13 protein-coding genes and 7 pseudogenes are annotated in these 14,181 nt (G+C 48.2%); 8 read left to right on the forward strand and 12 right to left on the reverse strand.

Annotated elements, in window-relative coordinates; translation table 11 throughout:
• Positions 1-57 precede the first annotated feature (57 nt).
• Together rimK and nfsA are read right to left on the reverse strand one after the other, a co-directional pair.
• Positions 58-960, reverse strand: a complete 903-nt coding sequence (rimK, locus tag LZP96_RS02760; RefSeq protein ID WP_064325487.1) for a 30S ribosomal protein S6--L-glutamate ligase — start codon at positions 958-960, stop codon at positions 58-60.
• 67 nt (positions 961-1,027) lie between these two features.
• Positions 1,028-1,750, reverse strand: a complete 723-nt coding sequence (nfsA, locus tag LZP96_RS02765; RefSeq protein WP_064325486.1) for a nitroreductase NfsA — start codon at positions 1,748-1,750, stop codon at positions 1,028-1,030.
• A 186-nt stretch (positions 1,751-1,936) separates the two neighbouring features.
• Here nfsA and LZP96_RS02770 point away from each other — a divergent pair, with 186 nt between their 5' ends.
• Positions 1,937-2,206, forward strand: coding sequence for a GrxA family glutaredoxin (locus tag LZP96_RS02770; RefSeq protein WP_064325485.1), 270 nt, complete (start codon positions 1,937-1,939; stop codon positions 2,204-2,206).
• 29 nt (positions 2,207-2,235) lie between these two features.
• Here LZP96_RS02770 and LZP96_RS02775 read toward each other — a convergent pair whose 3' ends face one another.
• Complete coding sequence (locus LZP96_RS02775) at positions 2,236-2,610, reverse strand: inner membrane protein YbjM (protein WP_064325484.1); 375 nt, start codon at positions 2,608-2,610, stop codon at positions 2,236-2,238.
• 273 nt (positions 2,611-2,883) lie between these two features.
• On the opposite strand from LZP96_RS02775, the gene LZP96_RS02780 reads away from it, so the two are divergent.
• Positions 2,884-4,569, forward strand: a complete 1,686-nt coding sequence (locus tag LZP96_RS02780; RefSeq protein ID WP_064325483.1) for an aspartate:alanine antiporter — start codon at positions 2,884-2,886, stop codon at positions 4,567-4,569.
• Between the two features lie 248 nt (positions 4,570-4,817).
• Positions 4,818-5,339 carry a hypothetical protein gene (locus tag LZP96_RS02785; protein ID WP_157685351.1) on the forward strand — a complete coding sequence of 174 codons (522 nt, stop codon included), beginning with the start codon at positions 4,818-4,820 and terminating at the stop codon, positions 5,337-5,339.
• A gap of 104 nt (positions 5,340-5,443) precedes the next feature.
• Here the strand turns inward: LZP96_RS02785 and LZP96_RS02790 are convergent.
• From LZP96_RS02790 to LZP96_RS02800, 3 pseudogenes are all read right to left on the reverse strand, one after another.
• A pseudogene (locus LZP96_RS02790) lies at positions 5,444-5,659 on the reverse strand (ogr/Delta-like zinc finger family protein).
• 67 nt (positions 5,660-5,726) lie between these two features.
• Positions 5,727-6,173, reverse strand: a pseudogene (locus LZP96_RS24180) (phage late control D family protein); the annotation flags it as partial.
• A pseudogene (locus LZP96_RS02800) lies at positions 6,147-6,692 on the reverse strand (phage baseplate assembly protein V); the annotation flags it as partial. The pseudogenes LZP96_RS24180 and LZP96_RS02800, both read right to left, overlap by 27 nt.
• 97 nt (positions 6,693-6,789) lie before the next feature.
• On the opposite strand from LZP96_RS02800, the gene LZP96_RS02805 reads away from it, so the two are divergent.
• Positions 6,790-8,316, forward strand: coding sequence for an SIR2 family protein (locus LZP96_RS02805; protein ID WP_064325482.1), 1,527 nt, complete (start codon positions 6,790-6,792; stop codon positions 8,314-8,316).
• An 11-nt stretch (positions 8,317-8,327) separates the two neighbouring features.
• Here LZP96_RS02805 and LZP96_RS02810 read toward each other — a convergent pair whose 3' ends face one another.
• The 4 genes and pseudogenes from LZP96_RS02810 to LZP96_RS02825 form a co-directional block, all read right to left on the reverse strand.
• Positions 8,328-8,774 carry a phage virion morphogenesis protein gene (locus tag LZP96_RS02810; protein WP_064325481.1) on the reverse strand — a complete coding sequence of 149 codons (447 nt, stop codon included), beginning with the start codon at positions 8,772-8,774 and terminating at the stop codon, positions 8,328-8,330.
• Complete coding sequence (locus LZP96_RS02815; RefSeq protein WP_232462977.1) at positions 8,767-9,168, reverse strand: phage tail protein; 402 nt, start codon at positions 9,166-9,168, stop codon at positions 8,767-8,769. The genes LZP96_RS02810 and LZP96_RS02815 overlap by 8 nt, the downstream gene beginning before the upstream one ends.
• Positions 9,161-9,439, reverse strand: a complete 279-nt coding sequence (gene lysC, locus LZP96_RS02820; protein ID WP_232462976.1) for an Rz1-like lysis system protein LysC — start codon at positions 9,437-9,439, stop codon at positions 9,161-9,163. The genes LZP96_RS02815 and lysC overlap by 8 nt, the downstream gene beginning before the upstream one ends.
• Positions 9,378-9,512: pseudogene (locus tag LZP96_RS02825) on the reverse strand (Rz-like lysis system protein LysB); the annotation flags it as partial. The pseudogene LZP96_RS02825 and the gene lysC, both read right to left, overlap by 62 nt.
• Between LZP96_RS02825 and LZP96_RS02830 the strand changes: the two are divergent.
• Positions 9,497-9,888, forward strand: a pseudogene (locus tag LZP96_RS02830) (phage portal protein); the annotation flags it as partial. The pseudogenes LZP96_RS02825 and LZP96_RS02830 sit on opposite strands and share 16 nt — an antisense overlap.
• 31 nt (positions 9,889-9,919) lie before the next feature.
• On the opposite strand, the gene LZP96_RS02835 reads toward LZP96_RS02830, so the two are convergent.
• Positions 9,920-11,050, reverse strand: coding sequence for a PIN domain-containing protein (locus LZP96_RS02835; RefSeq protein WP_064325480.1), 1,131 nt, complete (start codon positions 11,048-11,050; stop codon positions 9,920-9,922).
• A 433-nt stretch (positions 11,051-11,483) separates the two neighbouring features.
• Here LZP96_RS02835 and LZP96_RS02840 point away from each other — a divergent pair, with 433 nt between their 5' ends.
• Positions 11,484-12,287, forward strand: coding sequence for a DUF3800 domain-containing protein (locus LZP96_RS02840; protein ID WP_064325479.1), 804 nt, complete (start codon positions 11,484-11,486; stop codon positions 12,285-12,287).
• Positions 12,288-12,798: 511 nt separating this feature from the next.
• On the opposite strand, the pseudogene LZP96_RS24185 reads toward LZP96_RS02840, so the two are convergent.
• Positions 12,799-13,253: pseudogene (locus LZP96_RS24185) on the reverse strand (replication endonuclease); the annotation flags it as partial.
• Between LZP96_RS24185 and LZP96_RS02850 the strand changes: the two are divergent.
• Both LZP96_RS02850 and LZP96_RS02855 read left to right on the forward strand, forming a co-directional pair.
• Positions 13,241-13,645 (forward strand): annotated as a pseudogene (locus LZP96_RS02850) (tyrosine-type recombinase/integrase); the annotation flags it as partial. The pseudogenes LZP96_RS24185 and LZP96_RS02850 overlap by 13 nt on opposite strands.
• A gap of 76 nt (positions 13,646-13,721) precedes the next feature.
• A complete protein-coding gene (locus tag LZP96_RS02855) occupies positions 13,722-13,997 on the forward strand; it encodes a hypothetical protein (RefSeq protein ID WP_232462959.1) in 276 nt (91 codons plus the stop codon).
• Positions 13,998-14,181 lie beyond the last annotated feature (184 nt).

Raw genomic sequence — 14,181 nt, forward strand, 5'->3', positions numbered from 1 at the left:
TGCAGCCTCTTCATATCAACGTTACTTAGTTTACGCAAAAAGCGCGTGGCAATCTCGTTAGCCGCCCGTTTTCAGGCAGAATTCTGGGGTGGCCTGGCGTTCAATCCAGGCGATCATTTTGCCTGCGATATCGATGCCCGTCGTCTTTTCGATGCCTTCAAGACCCGGAGAGGCGTTCACTTCCATCACCAGCGGCCCGCGATGGGCCCGCAGAATATCCACCCCTGCAATATCCAGCCCCAGCGTTTGCGCCGCTTTGATCGCAATTTCGCGTTCGCGTTCGGTGATCGCGGCGATTCTGGCAAGACCGCCACGGTGCAGGTTCGAGCGGAAATCGCCATTTTTAGCCTGGCGTTCAATGGCGGCGACCACTTCATCACCGACCACCAGACAGCGAATATCGCAGCCTTTCGCTTCTTCAATGTATTCCTGCACCAGGATGTGGGCGTTAAGCCCGCGAAAGGCATCGATGACGCTTTCCGCCGCCTGACGGGTTTCCGCCAGCACCACACCAATGCCCTGGGTCCCTTCCACCAGCTTAACCACCAGCGGAGCGCCGCCGACCATGTCAATCAGATCGCTGGTGTCATCAGGCGAATGGGCAATCCCGGTGATCGGCAGATCTATCCCCTGTCGGGCGAGCAGTTGCAGGGAGCGCAGCTTGTCGCGTGCGCGGGTAATCGCAACTGATTCATTGAGCGGGTAGCTTCCCAGCATTTCGAACTGTCGCAACGCTGCCGTCCCATAAAAGGTAATTTGCGAACCAATGCGGGGGATCACGGCATCGAAGTGCGGCAGATGGCGTCCTTTATAGTGAATGGACGACGCGGCCGGGCTGATGTTCATGTAGCACGATAGCGGATCGAGCACCTCGATCTGATGGCCGCGCTTATGTGCCGCCTCGAGCAGGCGCTTACAAGAATAGAGCGTTCCATCCCGGGACAATATGGCAATTTTCACCCTGCACCTCTCAAGACTTGATAAAAGCCTGCGTATCATACACGCAGGCAGGCACAGGAAAAATGGGCTATCGCGTCGCCCAGCCCTGTTTATGCAAATAGTCGAGAATAAACGGGCGATTTTCTTTCACGATGGTGCGTCGGATGTGATCGCTCCAGGTATCACGACGATTGTTGCTGTCGCGCGTCATGTAGTAGTGCGCCAGCTCTTCGTCATAGTGCGCCAGCACGTCTGGATCGACAGGCTGATAGTGGTTTTCATGTACCAGCATCGCCGACGGCAGACGCGGTTTTACGTCCGGATTATCAGCTGGCCAGCCGAGGCACAGACCAAACAGAGGAAGCACATGTTTTGGCAACTCCAGCAGCTCGGTGACGGCCTCGATATTATTGCGCAGTCCCCCAATATACACGCCGCCCAGCCCCAGTGACTCAGCGGCAGTAAAGGCGTTTTGCGCCATCAGGGCGGTATCAACCACGCCCAGCAGGAGTTGCTCTGCCAGGCCAAGCTGCGCGTCAGGGCAGATTTGCAGGTGGCGATTAAAGTCGGCGCAGAACACCCAGAATTCCGGCGCCTGAGCGACATGCTTTTGTCCGCCTGTCAGGGTCACCAGCTTCTCGCGCATCGCCTTATCGGTGATGCGAATAATAGAAGTGCACTGTAAAAAACTGGAGCTGGAAGTCCCCCTGGCTCCGTCGATAATCGCCTCACGCTGAGCGTCCGTTATGGGCTCGTCAGTGAAATGGCGAATCGAGCGATGTGAACGTAACAGGTCAATGGTAGGCGTCATTTGGTCTCTCTTTACTTGGGCTATACACGTAATGGCAGCCAGTATAGGCAAAGAAATCGCGGATGTAATTGGCGAAACATAGCCAACAGGTATTAATGCGACAGGTAAAACCTGCTTTTCATGAGCAGGCGTTATCGTGCACTATAGGCGTTATTCGCCGTCTGGCTGACGTTTCAGGAGAGAAATATGTTTGCAGTAATTTTTGGACGCCCGGGATGCCCTTTTTGCGTACGCGCTAAAGAACTGGCAGAAAAACTGACCGCTGAGCGTGATGACTTTAACTTCCGTTATGTGGATATCCACGCGGAAGGGATCAGCAAAGCTGACCTGGAAAAAACCGTGGGTAAACCGGTTGAAACCGTTCCGCAGATTTTCCTCGATCAGAAACACATTGGCGGCTGCACCGATTTTGAAGCCTACGCCAAAGAAAATCTGGGCCTTTTTGCCGCTCAGTAATGTCATGACGCCCTCGAATGAGGGCGTTTTTATTTGTGCCGGCGGCGGTAGTGAACGAGGCTTCGCGCAAACAGAAAACAGAGCGCGCCCAGCGCACACCAGAACACCCCGCTCAGTAACCATGCCAGCTCTTGCCAGAAGGTCCGGGACGTCACGAACAGCAGACGCATCACCAACAGGCACAAGGGAGCGGCGAGCATTGCGCCAATCAGCGGTTTAACCACTTCCCCCCCGCGAGAGACAAAGCTTGCCACGGCACCAGGCAGTATAAAGAACAGCAGACCCAGTTCCGGACGACCCGCCGAGCGAAACGCCCCGGTCATATCAAACTTGAGCGAGACACAAACGACGATAAACAGTAAAAAACAGCAGGCCACGCCTGCCCAGTTTCGTTTGATGTTCAAAAATCCTCCTGATCCTTCTCTATCGAATACACACTCGTCCAGTGGACGCCCAGTCAGATAAAGCCGCGTGGCAATCCTTGCCAAACCCCGCATACGATAATGCGATAATGAGTAGCCGTTGATATGTAATACGATTAAACTAGCTGCCTGCTATTGTTTTATGGAATTCAATCAGAGGGTAAGAAATGATGACATCCTCTTTCTCATTCCAAAACAGTAGCCCAAATAGTCCGTTCATTCAACAACTTACTGGTAAACAAGAAGTTAGCCTCCGTGAATATAAACGTCGCAGACTTGTTAAATGGGAATTACATCCTGTTATTATTTGTGGTACTGGCATTGGGCCTTTGTCTTGGCAAATTGCGCCTGGGTTCAGTTCAACTTGGTAATTCTATTGGCGTTTTAGTCGTCTCATTATTATTAGGTCAGCAGCATTTCAGCATTAACACGGATGCGCTCAACTTAGGTTTTATGCTGTTTATTTTTTGCGTGGGCGTGGAAGCGGGGCCGAACTTTTTTTCGATTTTCTTCCGTGACGGCAAAAATTATCTGATGCTGGCGCTGGTGATGGTCGGCAGTGCGATGTTGCTGGCCTTAGGCCTGGGCAAAATGTTTGGCTGGGATATCGGGTTAACGGCGGGGATGCTTGCAGGCTCGATGACCTCTACGCCGGTATTGGTTGGCGCCGGAGACACCTTACGCCACTCCGGTATGGAGGGCAGCCAGCTCTCCCTGGCGCTGGACCATCTGAGCCTGGGTTATGCCCTGACCTACCTGATTGGGCTGGTAAGCTTAATCGTCGGCGCACGCTATCTGCCAAAGTTGCAGCATCAGGATTTACAGACCAGCGCCCAGCAAATCGCCCGTGAGCGCGGGCTGGATACCGATTCAAAACGTAAAGTCTATTTACCGGTCATTCGCGCTTATCGCGTGGGCCAGGAGCTGGTCGCCTGGGCCGATGGCAAGAACCTGCGCGAGCTGGGGATCTATCGCCAGACCGGCTGCTATATCGAGCGTATTCGCCGTAACGGCATTCTGGCGAACCCCGACGGCGACGCGGTGCTGCAGATGGGCGATGATATCGCCCTGGTCGGCTACCCGGATGCGCATGCCCGTCTTGACCCGAGCTTCCGTAACGGGAAAGAGGTTTTCGACCGCGACCTGCTCGACATGCGTATCGTGACTGAAGAGATTGTGGTGAAAAACCATAACGCCGTGGGCCGCCGTCTGGCTCAGCTGAAGCTGACCGATCACGGCTGTTTCCTCAACCGCGTGATCCGCAGCCAGATTGAGATGCCTATCGACGATAACGTGGTACTCAATAAAGGCGACGTGTTACAGGTGAGCGGTGATGCCCGCCGCGTGAAAACCGTGGCCGACCGTATCGGCTTTATCTCTATCCACAGCCAGGTCACCGACCTGCTCGCCTTCTGCGCCTTCTTTATTGTCGGCCTGATGATCGGCATGATCACCTTCCAGTTCAGTAACTTTAGCTTTGGTATTGGTAACGCCGCCGGGCTGCTGTTCGCCGGGATCATGCTCGGCTTCCTGCGCGCCAACCACCCGACGTTCGGCTATATCCCGCAAGGGGCGCTGAACATGGTGAAAGAGTTTGGCCTGATGGTCTTTATGGCGGGCGTGGGCCTGAGCGCGGGCAGCGGCATCGGACACAGCCTGGGCGCGGTGGGATGGCAGATGCTGGTCGCCGGTCTGGTTGTCAGCCTGGTCCCCGTGGTGATTTGTTTCCTGTTCGGCGCTTACGTTTTGCGCATGAACCGCGCCTTGCTGTTCGGCGCCATGATGGGTGCGCGCACCTGCGCCCCCGCCATGGAAATCATCAGCGATACGGCCCGCAGCAACATCCCGGCGCTGGGCTACGCGGGCACCTACGCTATCGCCAACGTCCTGCTGACGCTCGCCGGTACGCTGATTATCATCATCTGGCCCGGACTCGGATAACGCCTGCACTGCGCACAGTCGAAATTATTTTCGCTTTGCGCAGAACTTTTCTCGCAGGGTGCAGTCATAACTATTGCCACTGCTTTTCTTTGATGTCCCCCAATTTGTGGAGCCCATCAACCCCGCCGTTTTGGTTCAAGGTTGATGGGTTTTTTGTTGCCTGTTAGATTACTCTCGATAAAATAATCACTTACTAGCCCTATCGCCCTGCAATGGCGACAAAGTGGCGACAGAGAGCGAGAAAGAGCGTGTCCTTATCATTTAGTGACTCAGTAACAATCGTTGGAATCATTGTAGGAATTTTGAGTATTGTTTTGGGGCTGCCCACACTTTTAACATTAATCCCACAGTGGAAAGAGGCAAAAAGATTACGTAGGGAAAGATATGCACAAATTCTAAAAGGTAAAAGTTGGAATAACCTTGGAGTTAACCATGGATTTCCTGAGCCATCGCTGGACATACGAATTAACACCGTAGATAACGCAGGTAGACTTGAAGGTGAGATTATCAACTGCCAAAGTCATGTTATGGATTTAGATAAAATAACATTCCATATCATTGGTAAGCTAACCGATAAAGGAACTGCATCAATAACGCTATGCACTGCTATCGGATGGCGTCAAGTACCAGTAGGAGTTGCAAAATTACGTTATCGCGAAAAAGATGACACTCTAGATTTCTTCTATCTGCATGATCATAAATTCAATCCAACCATGTCATGGGAACTCAGCCTTCCTCGGTTTACTACCTACGGACTAGTTGGCTGCTGATTTTTTGCAAACGGTTCATGCTAGTAAGAACCAAAAAGAGTAACTGACTGCATATCCCATTCGCTGAATTAAAGCAGTAAAAACCCGCCAGCGGCGGGTCAGAGTCAGTAAGCAAATTGTTCCTGCATACCTTTGGGGTGAGGTGGTGCGGCGCTAATTTTTTGCGGACGGCATACAGAACGGACAAACGTTTCATGCGTCACGAACGTATGCCCGAATTCGATATTGGTGCACTGGTTTTATCGTTCTTTGGTTTCACTGGAAACCTGAAAGCTACTGCGTGTATGCGCGGCCTGACCGCACATCGGACAATTCATCATTTCGTTCAGCCCTCACTTTTAACCAGTTCGCAATAATGATACATCATTGTTCTCAATCTTGAACTAATCATTCAATTTCGAACTCATCAACTTTCACTTCGAGATCCAGACTGGTGGTAAATCCACTGTCCGGGTTCACCGTATGCGTCAGCGTGGTGATGGTCCACTCCGCATCATCAATCGGCTGCTTAAAGCCCCTGACCCTTAACGGCATTTCGGTGTAGAGATCGGCCCGGACTTCTGCGAGCTGCAGGGAGAACGATGCTACCCCGCGCTGCAGGCGCTACCACTGCATCTTTGCCGCCCGTTCCGCGTTGCCCCGGTTGGCATAGGTCCGGCTCAGGACCAGCATTTTTTCATCGGTACCTACCAGATAATCACCCTGCTTTTCCTCCGGCGCTTTGGGCGCGGCGGTTTTCTTGCAGCGTCGCTTCACCTTCGTCGTCTCTTTCTTCTTCGGTTCACGGGTATGCAGCCAGCTGGCAATCACGCCGGTATACGCACCACGGTCATCCACCACGATCCCGTTGGAACTCATCGCCCCGCCGCCCTGGGTGACTGCGCCGTTGATCACCACCTCGCTGTTGATGCTCGTGTTGTCGGCCTCCACCACAAACTCCGAGGTTTTGAGGGTGATATTTTCCGCCGCCTCGATCACCATGGATTTGATACCTTTGACATGCCAGCGCCCGGTGGCGGGTTCGTACTCAAACCAGCCGCCGTCCGGGTACTGCGTCACGCAGCCGTCCACGGAATCCGACGGCGGTGAAAACTCGCTGGAATAAATAGCGGGCAGTGCAAATGCCGTTTCGAGATTACCGCCCATGCTCAGGACCACCACCTGCTCATCCAGCGACGGGCACCACCATGTGCGCGCACCACCGGCACGCAGCGTAAGCCAGTTAATCCAGTTGGTTTCAAGTTCGCCCACCTTTACCCGGCACAACCAGTTTTTCCGGTCCACTTCGGTCACGGTGCCGGTGCGGATCAGGTTGGAGATAAGGCGCATGATTTCTGTGAGTTGTGCGTTCATATGGAAATCATTGCCTAAAGGTAGCTAAGGTGATATTAAAGATATATGTATGGTCACCCACACAAGATGAGCATCTAATATTTTTGGAAGGACACTTATGAGCTGTTTAGCGCAATTACCCCAGGAACAAAAAAAATCATTGTTGTCTTCTGTTTTCTCTAAGAGTTATTTTTTATGGATTGGCTCCGGGTTTTCTTATAACTTTGGATATCCAACATGGGGAAAGGTTCTGGAGGATGTTTCAGATAAAATAAAATACCCCCTTGAGTTAAATGTTACTCAGCCATTACGTGCCGCTGAATTACTTTTAAGCTATGCATTAAGTGAATCAGACATTGATGAATACGAGTTCAACTCTTTAGTTGCAAAATCAATCACCGACTTAAAATCAAAACATAAAGAGCCTCGATGGCTGAAAAGATTCAAACTTTTCTCACCAAATACGATTGTGACAACTAATTGGGATGAAGTCTTAGAAGAAATCTTCGATCACATGCCTAATAAAATAATTCGAAAAGATCCTTATCCTAAAGTTTCATCCAGAGGTAGGAATATATTTAAAATACATGGTGATGTAGGAAAGCCTAACTCCATAGTTATAACCCAAAGCCAATATTTTTCATTTCAACGTGAAGATACTTACTTAAGCCGTAAGATCTATACTCTATTCTCCGAGATGTCCCCAATCTTTATCGGTTATAGTCTCACCGATCCAAATATCGGTTTTTTATATGAAGAAGCTCTTGCTCACCTACACGGGAACAATCCGCCAGCATTCATGGTCATACATCCTGATGCTGATGAAAAGACCTTTGAAGAAACAAAATATCTTTTTAAATCCAAGAATATACACCTTATTAAAGCAAGTATCGAAGAATTCTTAGCTGACCTAGCTTCCGAGTTCCAAGACTTTAAGGACTCTCCTCAGCGCTTTAATTTAGAATACGAAAACATTCTACCTAAACTACACCCTATAATGAAAGTAGTAACTAAAGGTAAACGTTTCAAAAAAACTGAGCTTGAAGGTAACTTTCCGCAAAAGGATGCAAGCAACGCTTTGGTAAAAGCTATCATCGATATTTTAAAGAAACCCATACTATATATTCAATTCGGAGGGGAGTTGCTTTCACCTGACAACATCATTCCTTACCGTGAGTTTGATGCCTTAGTTGATGTTGTCATAGTCTTATGCAATAAGCACGGGTACCCTAACGAATTGAGTCGATCAGAATTTCATACTGCCGTAGTAAATATGTGCATTGATACAAATGGAGTTTGGGATTTCAACCACGCTGCAATGCCTTTTGCAAATATAATAAGAATAAGCCCAGAAAAAGGTACGAAAAACTTTGATAGAAAAATGAGGCATGTCATTGGCATTATGCGCTGGTCTTCTCCATCAAACATAGGTACATGTTGGGCCACATGGGAAACATTTAAAAACACGCAAAAATGGCTCAATAAAAATGAAGTCGACGGTTTAATTTCGACCTTAGAGAAAGACAAGGAATTTATGTATGAACCAAGAGATAAAATGTGGCTAAAGGTTTTAAAAACATGCCCTAACGCCACGAAAAGTCATATTGCTAGAATTGATAAACTAATAAATACAGCACCTAAGTAATCATTTAACAACTAAACCTGCAATAATTTCAGGAAAATAGTTTTTGCCAGATCATTGGTTTCTGAGTTCAATCCCAGCAACCGCCGCTCAGCATATCGTACCACTGGCCCACTACGGCTTACGCGATCACGTAAGCCGTAATGATGCACCCGCGCAATACGCTGCACCTTCCCTGCAAACTGCACGCTGGCAGAATCCACGCTGGCGGCAGTTTTCAGGTATTTAGTGGTGCGCAGCTTCGCAAACATCTGCCGTTTGATACGCCCCTTTTTAGTCCGCGCAGTGACCTTTCGCGGCTCGTATCCGCTGCCGTCAGGGTTGCGCTGCAGCCGGATATTGTTCTGCTGATTCCGGCGCAACTCTTGTGCCAGTTCCCGCATCATGCGCTGACGTGCGGCAGGCTCCAGATTCGCCAGTAGAGCCGCCAGCCACTTGTCCACCTTATGCAAATTATCCACGTTTCACCGTCCACATTTCTTCTGGCTCGTCGGGTTCCGGCTCAGCCTCAACTGTTGAAATACCGCCGTCTGTGTTGACCAGCACGCGCTCCGTCAGTTGAAGGTTCAGGCTGATATCACACACGTCGTTGCGCAGAATATCCACCTCAAAGGTAAGCAGTTTTTCACGCAGGTCCGGGTTGTTGATGGCGTCCGTTTGATTGGCTTTCAGCCACAGCAGCACCGGGGCCATCAGCAGGTTCTGGTCGCCGCTGAAATCCTCGATCACCACGTTCAGGGTGTAGCGGTATCCCCATGACATGGACCGCGCGCCGGTTGCCACCAGGGAACCGTTATCCACGAAAAGATGCAGCTTGTCCGGGTTATCGCGCACATAGGGTACCGCCTTATTCAGGGCGCTGCGTAAGGACTACGGCTTGTTCACTGTTTCGCTCCTGGCACGCCACTATCGTGTCCACTTTGTCAGCACAGACCGCCCATGCGGCCTCGGTATCATCCAGTATCGCGTTCAGGTCGCCGTAAGTGCGCGGCGCTGATGGGTTCAGGCTGCACGGCGTCACTCTGGGACAGCCATTGACGGTAAGCTGCACCTCCGGCGAGGGCCGTACGCTCCCGCAGCCGGATAATGTCAGCAGGCAAAGGAGTGTCAGCCCAGCGGCGTAAATCGTCGTTCTCACGTTTTAACTCCTCGATCCGGTGCTGGCGGTTACGCAGCAGCGCGGCTGACCGACGCCGCACAGAACCAGGAGGATGTGAACAATATCCGCCAAGCCATGAAAAGCGCCAAAGGTCCGGGCAACTTCCGCAACCTATTTATGTACTCGCCTAATGGCAAAAAGGACGGGATTCAGATCATCCCGCTGTCAGAGGTAGCGGCTAAAGATGAATTTCTGAACATCAAGAATGTGAGCCGGGACGACATGATGGCAGCGCACCGCGTTCCGCCTCAGATGATGAGGATCATGCCGAGTAATGTTGGGAGGTTTGGGGATGTAGAGAAGGCGGCTAATGTGTTTGTAAGAAATGAATTAATCCCACTACAAAAAGATTTGGGGAATTAAACAACTGGCTAGATAGTGACATCATTTCTTTCAACGAGTATAAAATAAATTAATATTGAGGCGCGCAAAGCGCCTCTTCTACGTTTATAGTAGCTTGATAACACCCGCGTCATTTATATCAATAGTCATTCTAATAGCATCCCTTTCGAAATAAGAATCGATTTCGCCCTGTTCTAATGATTCTATTGATACCTCGAAGAATATATTCAAATCTCCATAAAACTCTAACCGCGCATTCTCAGTCACATCACACATGCCCTCACCATTCATGCTCCAACACTCGGCAGTTCTTTCCTTATCCCTCTCAATTTTTAGGACCTCACCATAGTCTGTTACATATGAGATACCCGCATCCATTTGAAATGAAATTTTCGCTGCAAAATGCTGGTCAGAAATTTTATGTACACGACTGATGGTTATATTTTCAATTTGACTAAAATCATCAACCTCAGCATCAACATGGCAGATCCAGTCAGCTATTAATTCTCTACCTTCTAATGGCTCGACGTAGATACTTTCAAAGTAACCCGGTTTAGCTTGCAACAACCGTTGCATTGCCTGAGAGTAAGCTTGAGAGGAAACAAAAGATGTTACATCTAAGTTCTCGATAGAAGATTTGATATCAGGCAACTCAAATAAATCCTGCAAACTATCTAGTATAACGAAATCTTCATTACGCAATAAGGACTTTTTAAAAACACCATCTTTTATTATAATTACCAATCGTCCCAAAGAGCTATGTAATTCCGTAATACTCAGATTAATAAAGGCATCGGGTAAGTCCCCTCTTTCTTTCTTCGATCTAAAAACCCCTCCACCGACAAAATAATTTTCAAAAACAGGGGTAGTATACTCGTCTTTCAAAGGAAGAATGTTTACTTTGTTTTCATTTATCCATTTTTGCATGACACCATCGACTCTGCTTTTAATGTCAGTCGATAGCTCATCAATATTTATCTTAATCCCTTCCACTTCATGAGATAATGTTTTTTCTGTAGCTCTTATATCTCTATCCATGCTTTTTAATATACTAGATGCTTTTGAAAGAGATTCAGTAATCCCATCTGTTTTTTTTGTAGAAAATTCTTTAATTACTAATTCTGGAATATGAAGATTAACGATGCCATTATTTACCAGTCGGTTAACAACCCCCATACCAGCTGAGTTAAGCCCTTCCTCATGTAAAATATTAGTATCTAACACCACGTTATACATATAACCCTCTATTCATAATAATAAACTGGATGAAATAATAATTGATTTACGCATTATAGCTGTTAACGATTTCTTGGCTATAAATTGCTTCAATTCTGATAGTAAATGCCTGAGCCCGCGCTCGTATCCCGCCACGCCTGCCCGCTTTATCTAGTGGTTTTCATGCACCGCATGAACCGAGGAATAGCCCGCCAACACTGCTGGGTATGCGTATTACAGATCCAATTGTGATCATGCAAAACCATGCGCAAAAATGCACATTTTGTGCGGAACTTCCTAGCCCAACTAGCCGCAGGTCACACCGACGCCCAAGAATCTCAAGGAATTGATAAGCAATCTAGCCTGAGAGAAATTAAAAGTGATCCTTATCAACCACTTACTGATGTGATTAAATCATAATCTCAAATCTCACCTTTAGTCATTAAGGAAAAACATGGAAGCGAATGATCCGGGAAAGCTGATATGGCATGTTGCCTGTGATGAATCAGGTATAGATGGTCAGCGATTTTATGGATTTGGCAGCCTATGGATGAAGTATCAGAGGCGTGGAGACTTCGTGCGCATCATTCGTGAGCTAAGGGAAAAGCACAGTTGTAATGATGAGATTAAATGGCAAAAAGCTAGTTCAAAGCGCAATGCAGCCTTCTATCATGATTTACTAGAGACCTTCTTTAAACACAAATGGTTGGCCTTTCATTGCATCATTGTTGAAAAATCTAAGGTTGAAAAATCCTTTCATGGCGGTGATTACGATCTTGCTATGCGCAAGCATTTTGGCAAATTGATTGAAACCAAAATCGGAAACGTCATCAAGGCTCACCCGAACCGAGAGTGTGAGTTTCGAGTTGAGGTTGACCCTCTACCTTCTCGCTATAAAAAAGCCGATGAAGAGTTCGAAGTAATCACAAATCACACCTTAGCGAGGAAATTTGGACGAAAAGATATTATCAAGAGTGTTGTAACAAAAGACTCAAAGTCTTCAGAACACATTCAAATAGCCGATTTTTTGTTAGGTGCAGTGATGTGTGCTTATCAAGGCAAAGCTACATCAGAAATAAAACTTGCCGTCTCAGATAGGGTTGCATCGTATCTAGGCTGGGACTCACTAAAGTATGATACGTGGCCGTCAGAACGGAAGTTCAATATTTGGCTTTTCTTTGATAGATCGAAAGGTCCGAGAGATATTATGACTAGAGATGTGAATCTGACTTATGAATTACCTAAGCCTAAAAAGTAGAGCCGACCTCACAGCCGGCACGGTTGGAGTTCCAGTCAAACGACGAAGTTACCAACTAGGCGGTATCAGCTTTCGGGGGGCCGCCTCTATCTCCCCAAAATCGTAAATTCAGTCCGTAAAGAATAACGTCTAAAAGTGTTAAGCACAACAAAATGTATAAAAATCCAGCTATAACACACAGTTATTTAAGATGCTGCTTAGAGGGAGATAGCTAATGCGTACTCTCGTCCTGCCCAACTCGGTATTCATTCAAACTGGTAACTAGATCGCTCGTCAGCTCCGACAGCCACGAAATCGCCACCTCCTTGTCATCATTGCTACATTCTGAGCTGGCAACCAGCCGGGCCATAAGTTCTATCCGTTGCAGTGCAAGTGACTCCATAAACAAATCGTTCACAACTCCCTCCTAATATTACTGTTTTATATACAGCGCATCATATGATTTTAAAGCTGAAATAGTTTTTTACTTAGCTAACTCTTTGATTAATAGATATGCCATTTCTTTGAGCTGTCAGTAACACTGACCCCATTTGTCATCCTCTTGGAGTCGCTCATTACGATAGAACAGGCGCAGCTCCGCATCGAGCTGCAGCCGTTGGTGTTCCGTGATTTCCTGTTTGTAGCCTTTTCGGCGCTTCGGTTTAACCAGCCGCAGCCTTGCCGTCAGCTCACGAAGTTCTTTTTTGCTCATGTTTTTGAAGTCCGGCAGCGCTGCAGGTTCTTCGCTGCCCGGTAGTTCGTCCCCTGTTTGGTACGTTTTTTCAACAGGGGGCAATTATTGCAACGAGTCCAAGAGGCGCGAGCGCCCTGGTCGGCTGTCGCCTCCTGAACATCAATAACATTACGAACCATTTTCCACTTAATCGCGTGCATGCAAATCCGGCCATCAGCAATCGGGGATCAGATGCTGTAGATGAGGATGCCCTGCTCGCTTTGATCGTTTAAATCGCCGGAGTACCGGACCACGCTGGCGCGAAGCAGTGGACCTCACGCGCTCTCAGGACACTATATATCGAATAACGTTCGTCAGGACTAAAGGCAAAATAACCGCAGTATTTCAATCACAAAGAGTTTCACGAGGAAATCATTGCCCTGACGGCTTCAAGTTCTTTACTGACTGCTACTTCCAGTTTCTATCTGTGATGGAGAAAATCTCGAACGTACTTCCACGCGAACAGCTTACCCACGTCCTACGCCATACATTTGCAGCACACTTTATGATGTCTGGCGCGAACATCCTTTCGCCCCAGGAAATTCTGGGCCATCACAATATAATAATGACCATGCGCTATGCCCACCTGGCACCTGATCACTTGGAATCGGCACTGCGCTTGAACCCCTTGGCAACCATGGTTTAATCTTCCTTAGATGTTGCTTACGTGCGCGCATGACATTAGCGGAATATCATTAGAACGGTCTTGATTATCAGGGAGTATGATTGTGAATGAGCTACATAAACAGGGGGTTGAGCTTCGTACCAAAGCAAAAGAACTGGCTCTTTCTGCTTTGGCAAAGCACCCAGATGGACGCAGAGATGGTAAGGGAGTTAAGCAAGCAGAGGTATTTCGTCTCTGCGGTCTCGACTGGGGAGATTACCCTAAAGCTCCAAGTACGCAGCAACAATACTGGGTAGTAGCCCTTCTCCGCGAACTTGAGTCAGAAGGAACTGTGGAGCAAGTCGAAGAGAAAGGCCCATGGCGTTTAAAATAAGTCTCGATGAGCTAAGTGGCGGCAGCGGTTGGCATTGCAACTAATCGCCACTCCTCACCACCAACTTAACTCATTGATAATCCAGCAAGCCGCTGTTTGCACTAACACATTTACATAAATGGGTTTTTTGTTGCCTGAAATTCATCCTTCTCTCTACCACTCACGGACAACACCCACGCATTGC

Origin of the sequence: Huaxiibacter chinensis (assembly GCF_022171985.1) — a bacterium.
Lineage (GTDB): Bacteria > Pseudomonadota > Gammaproteobacteria > Enterobacterales > Enterobacteriaceae > Enterobacter > Enterobacter chinensis_A.

Coding starts and splice junctions, on each gene's coding strand:
- nfsA (WP_064325486.1), bottom strand. CDS start 1,750: ATGACGCCTACCATTGACCTGTTACGTTCACATCGCTCGATTCGCCAT.
- LZP96_RS02770 (WP_064325485.1), top strand. CDS start 1,937: ATGTTTGCAGTAATTTTTGGACGCCCGGGATGCCCTTTTTGCGTACGC.
- LZP96_RS02805 (WP_064325482.1), top strand. CDS start 6,790: ATGAGCTGTTTAGCGCAATTACCCCAGGAACAAAAAAAATCATTGTTG.
- LZP96_RS02835 (WP_064325480.1), bottom strand. CDS start 11,050: ATGTATAACGTGGTGTTAGATACTAATATTTTACATGAGGAAGGGCTT.
- LZP96_RS02840 (WP_064325479.1), top strand. CDS start 11,484: ATGGAAGCGAATGATCCGGGAAAGCTGATATGGCATGTTGCCTGTGAT.
- LZP96_RS02855 (WP_232462959.1), top strand. CDS start 13,722: ATGATTGTGAATGAGCTACATAAACAGGGGGTTGAGCTTCGTACCAAA.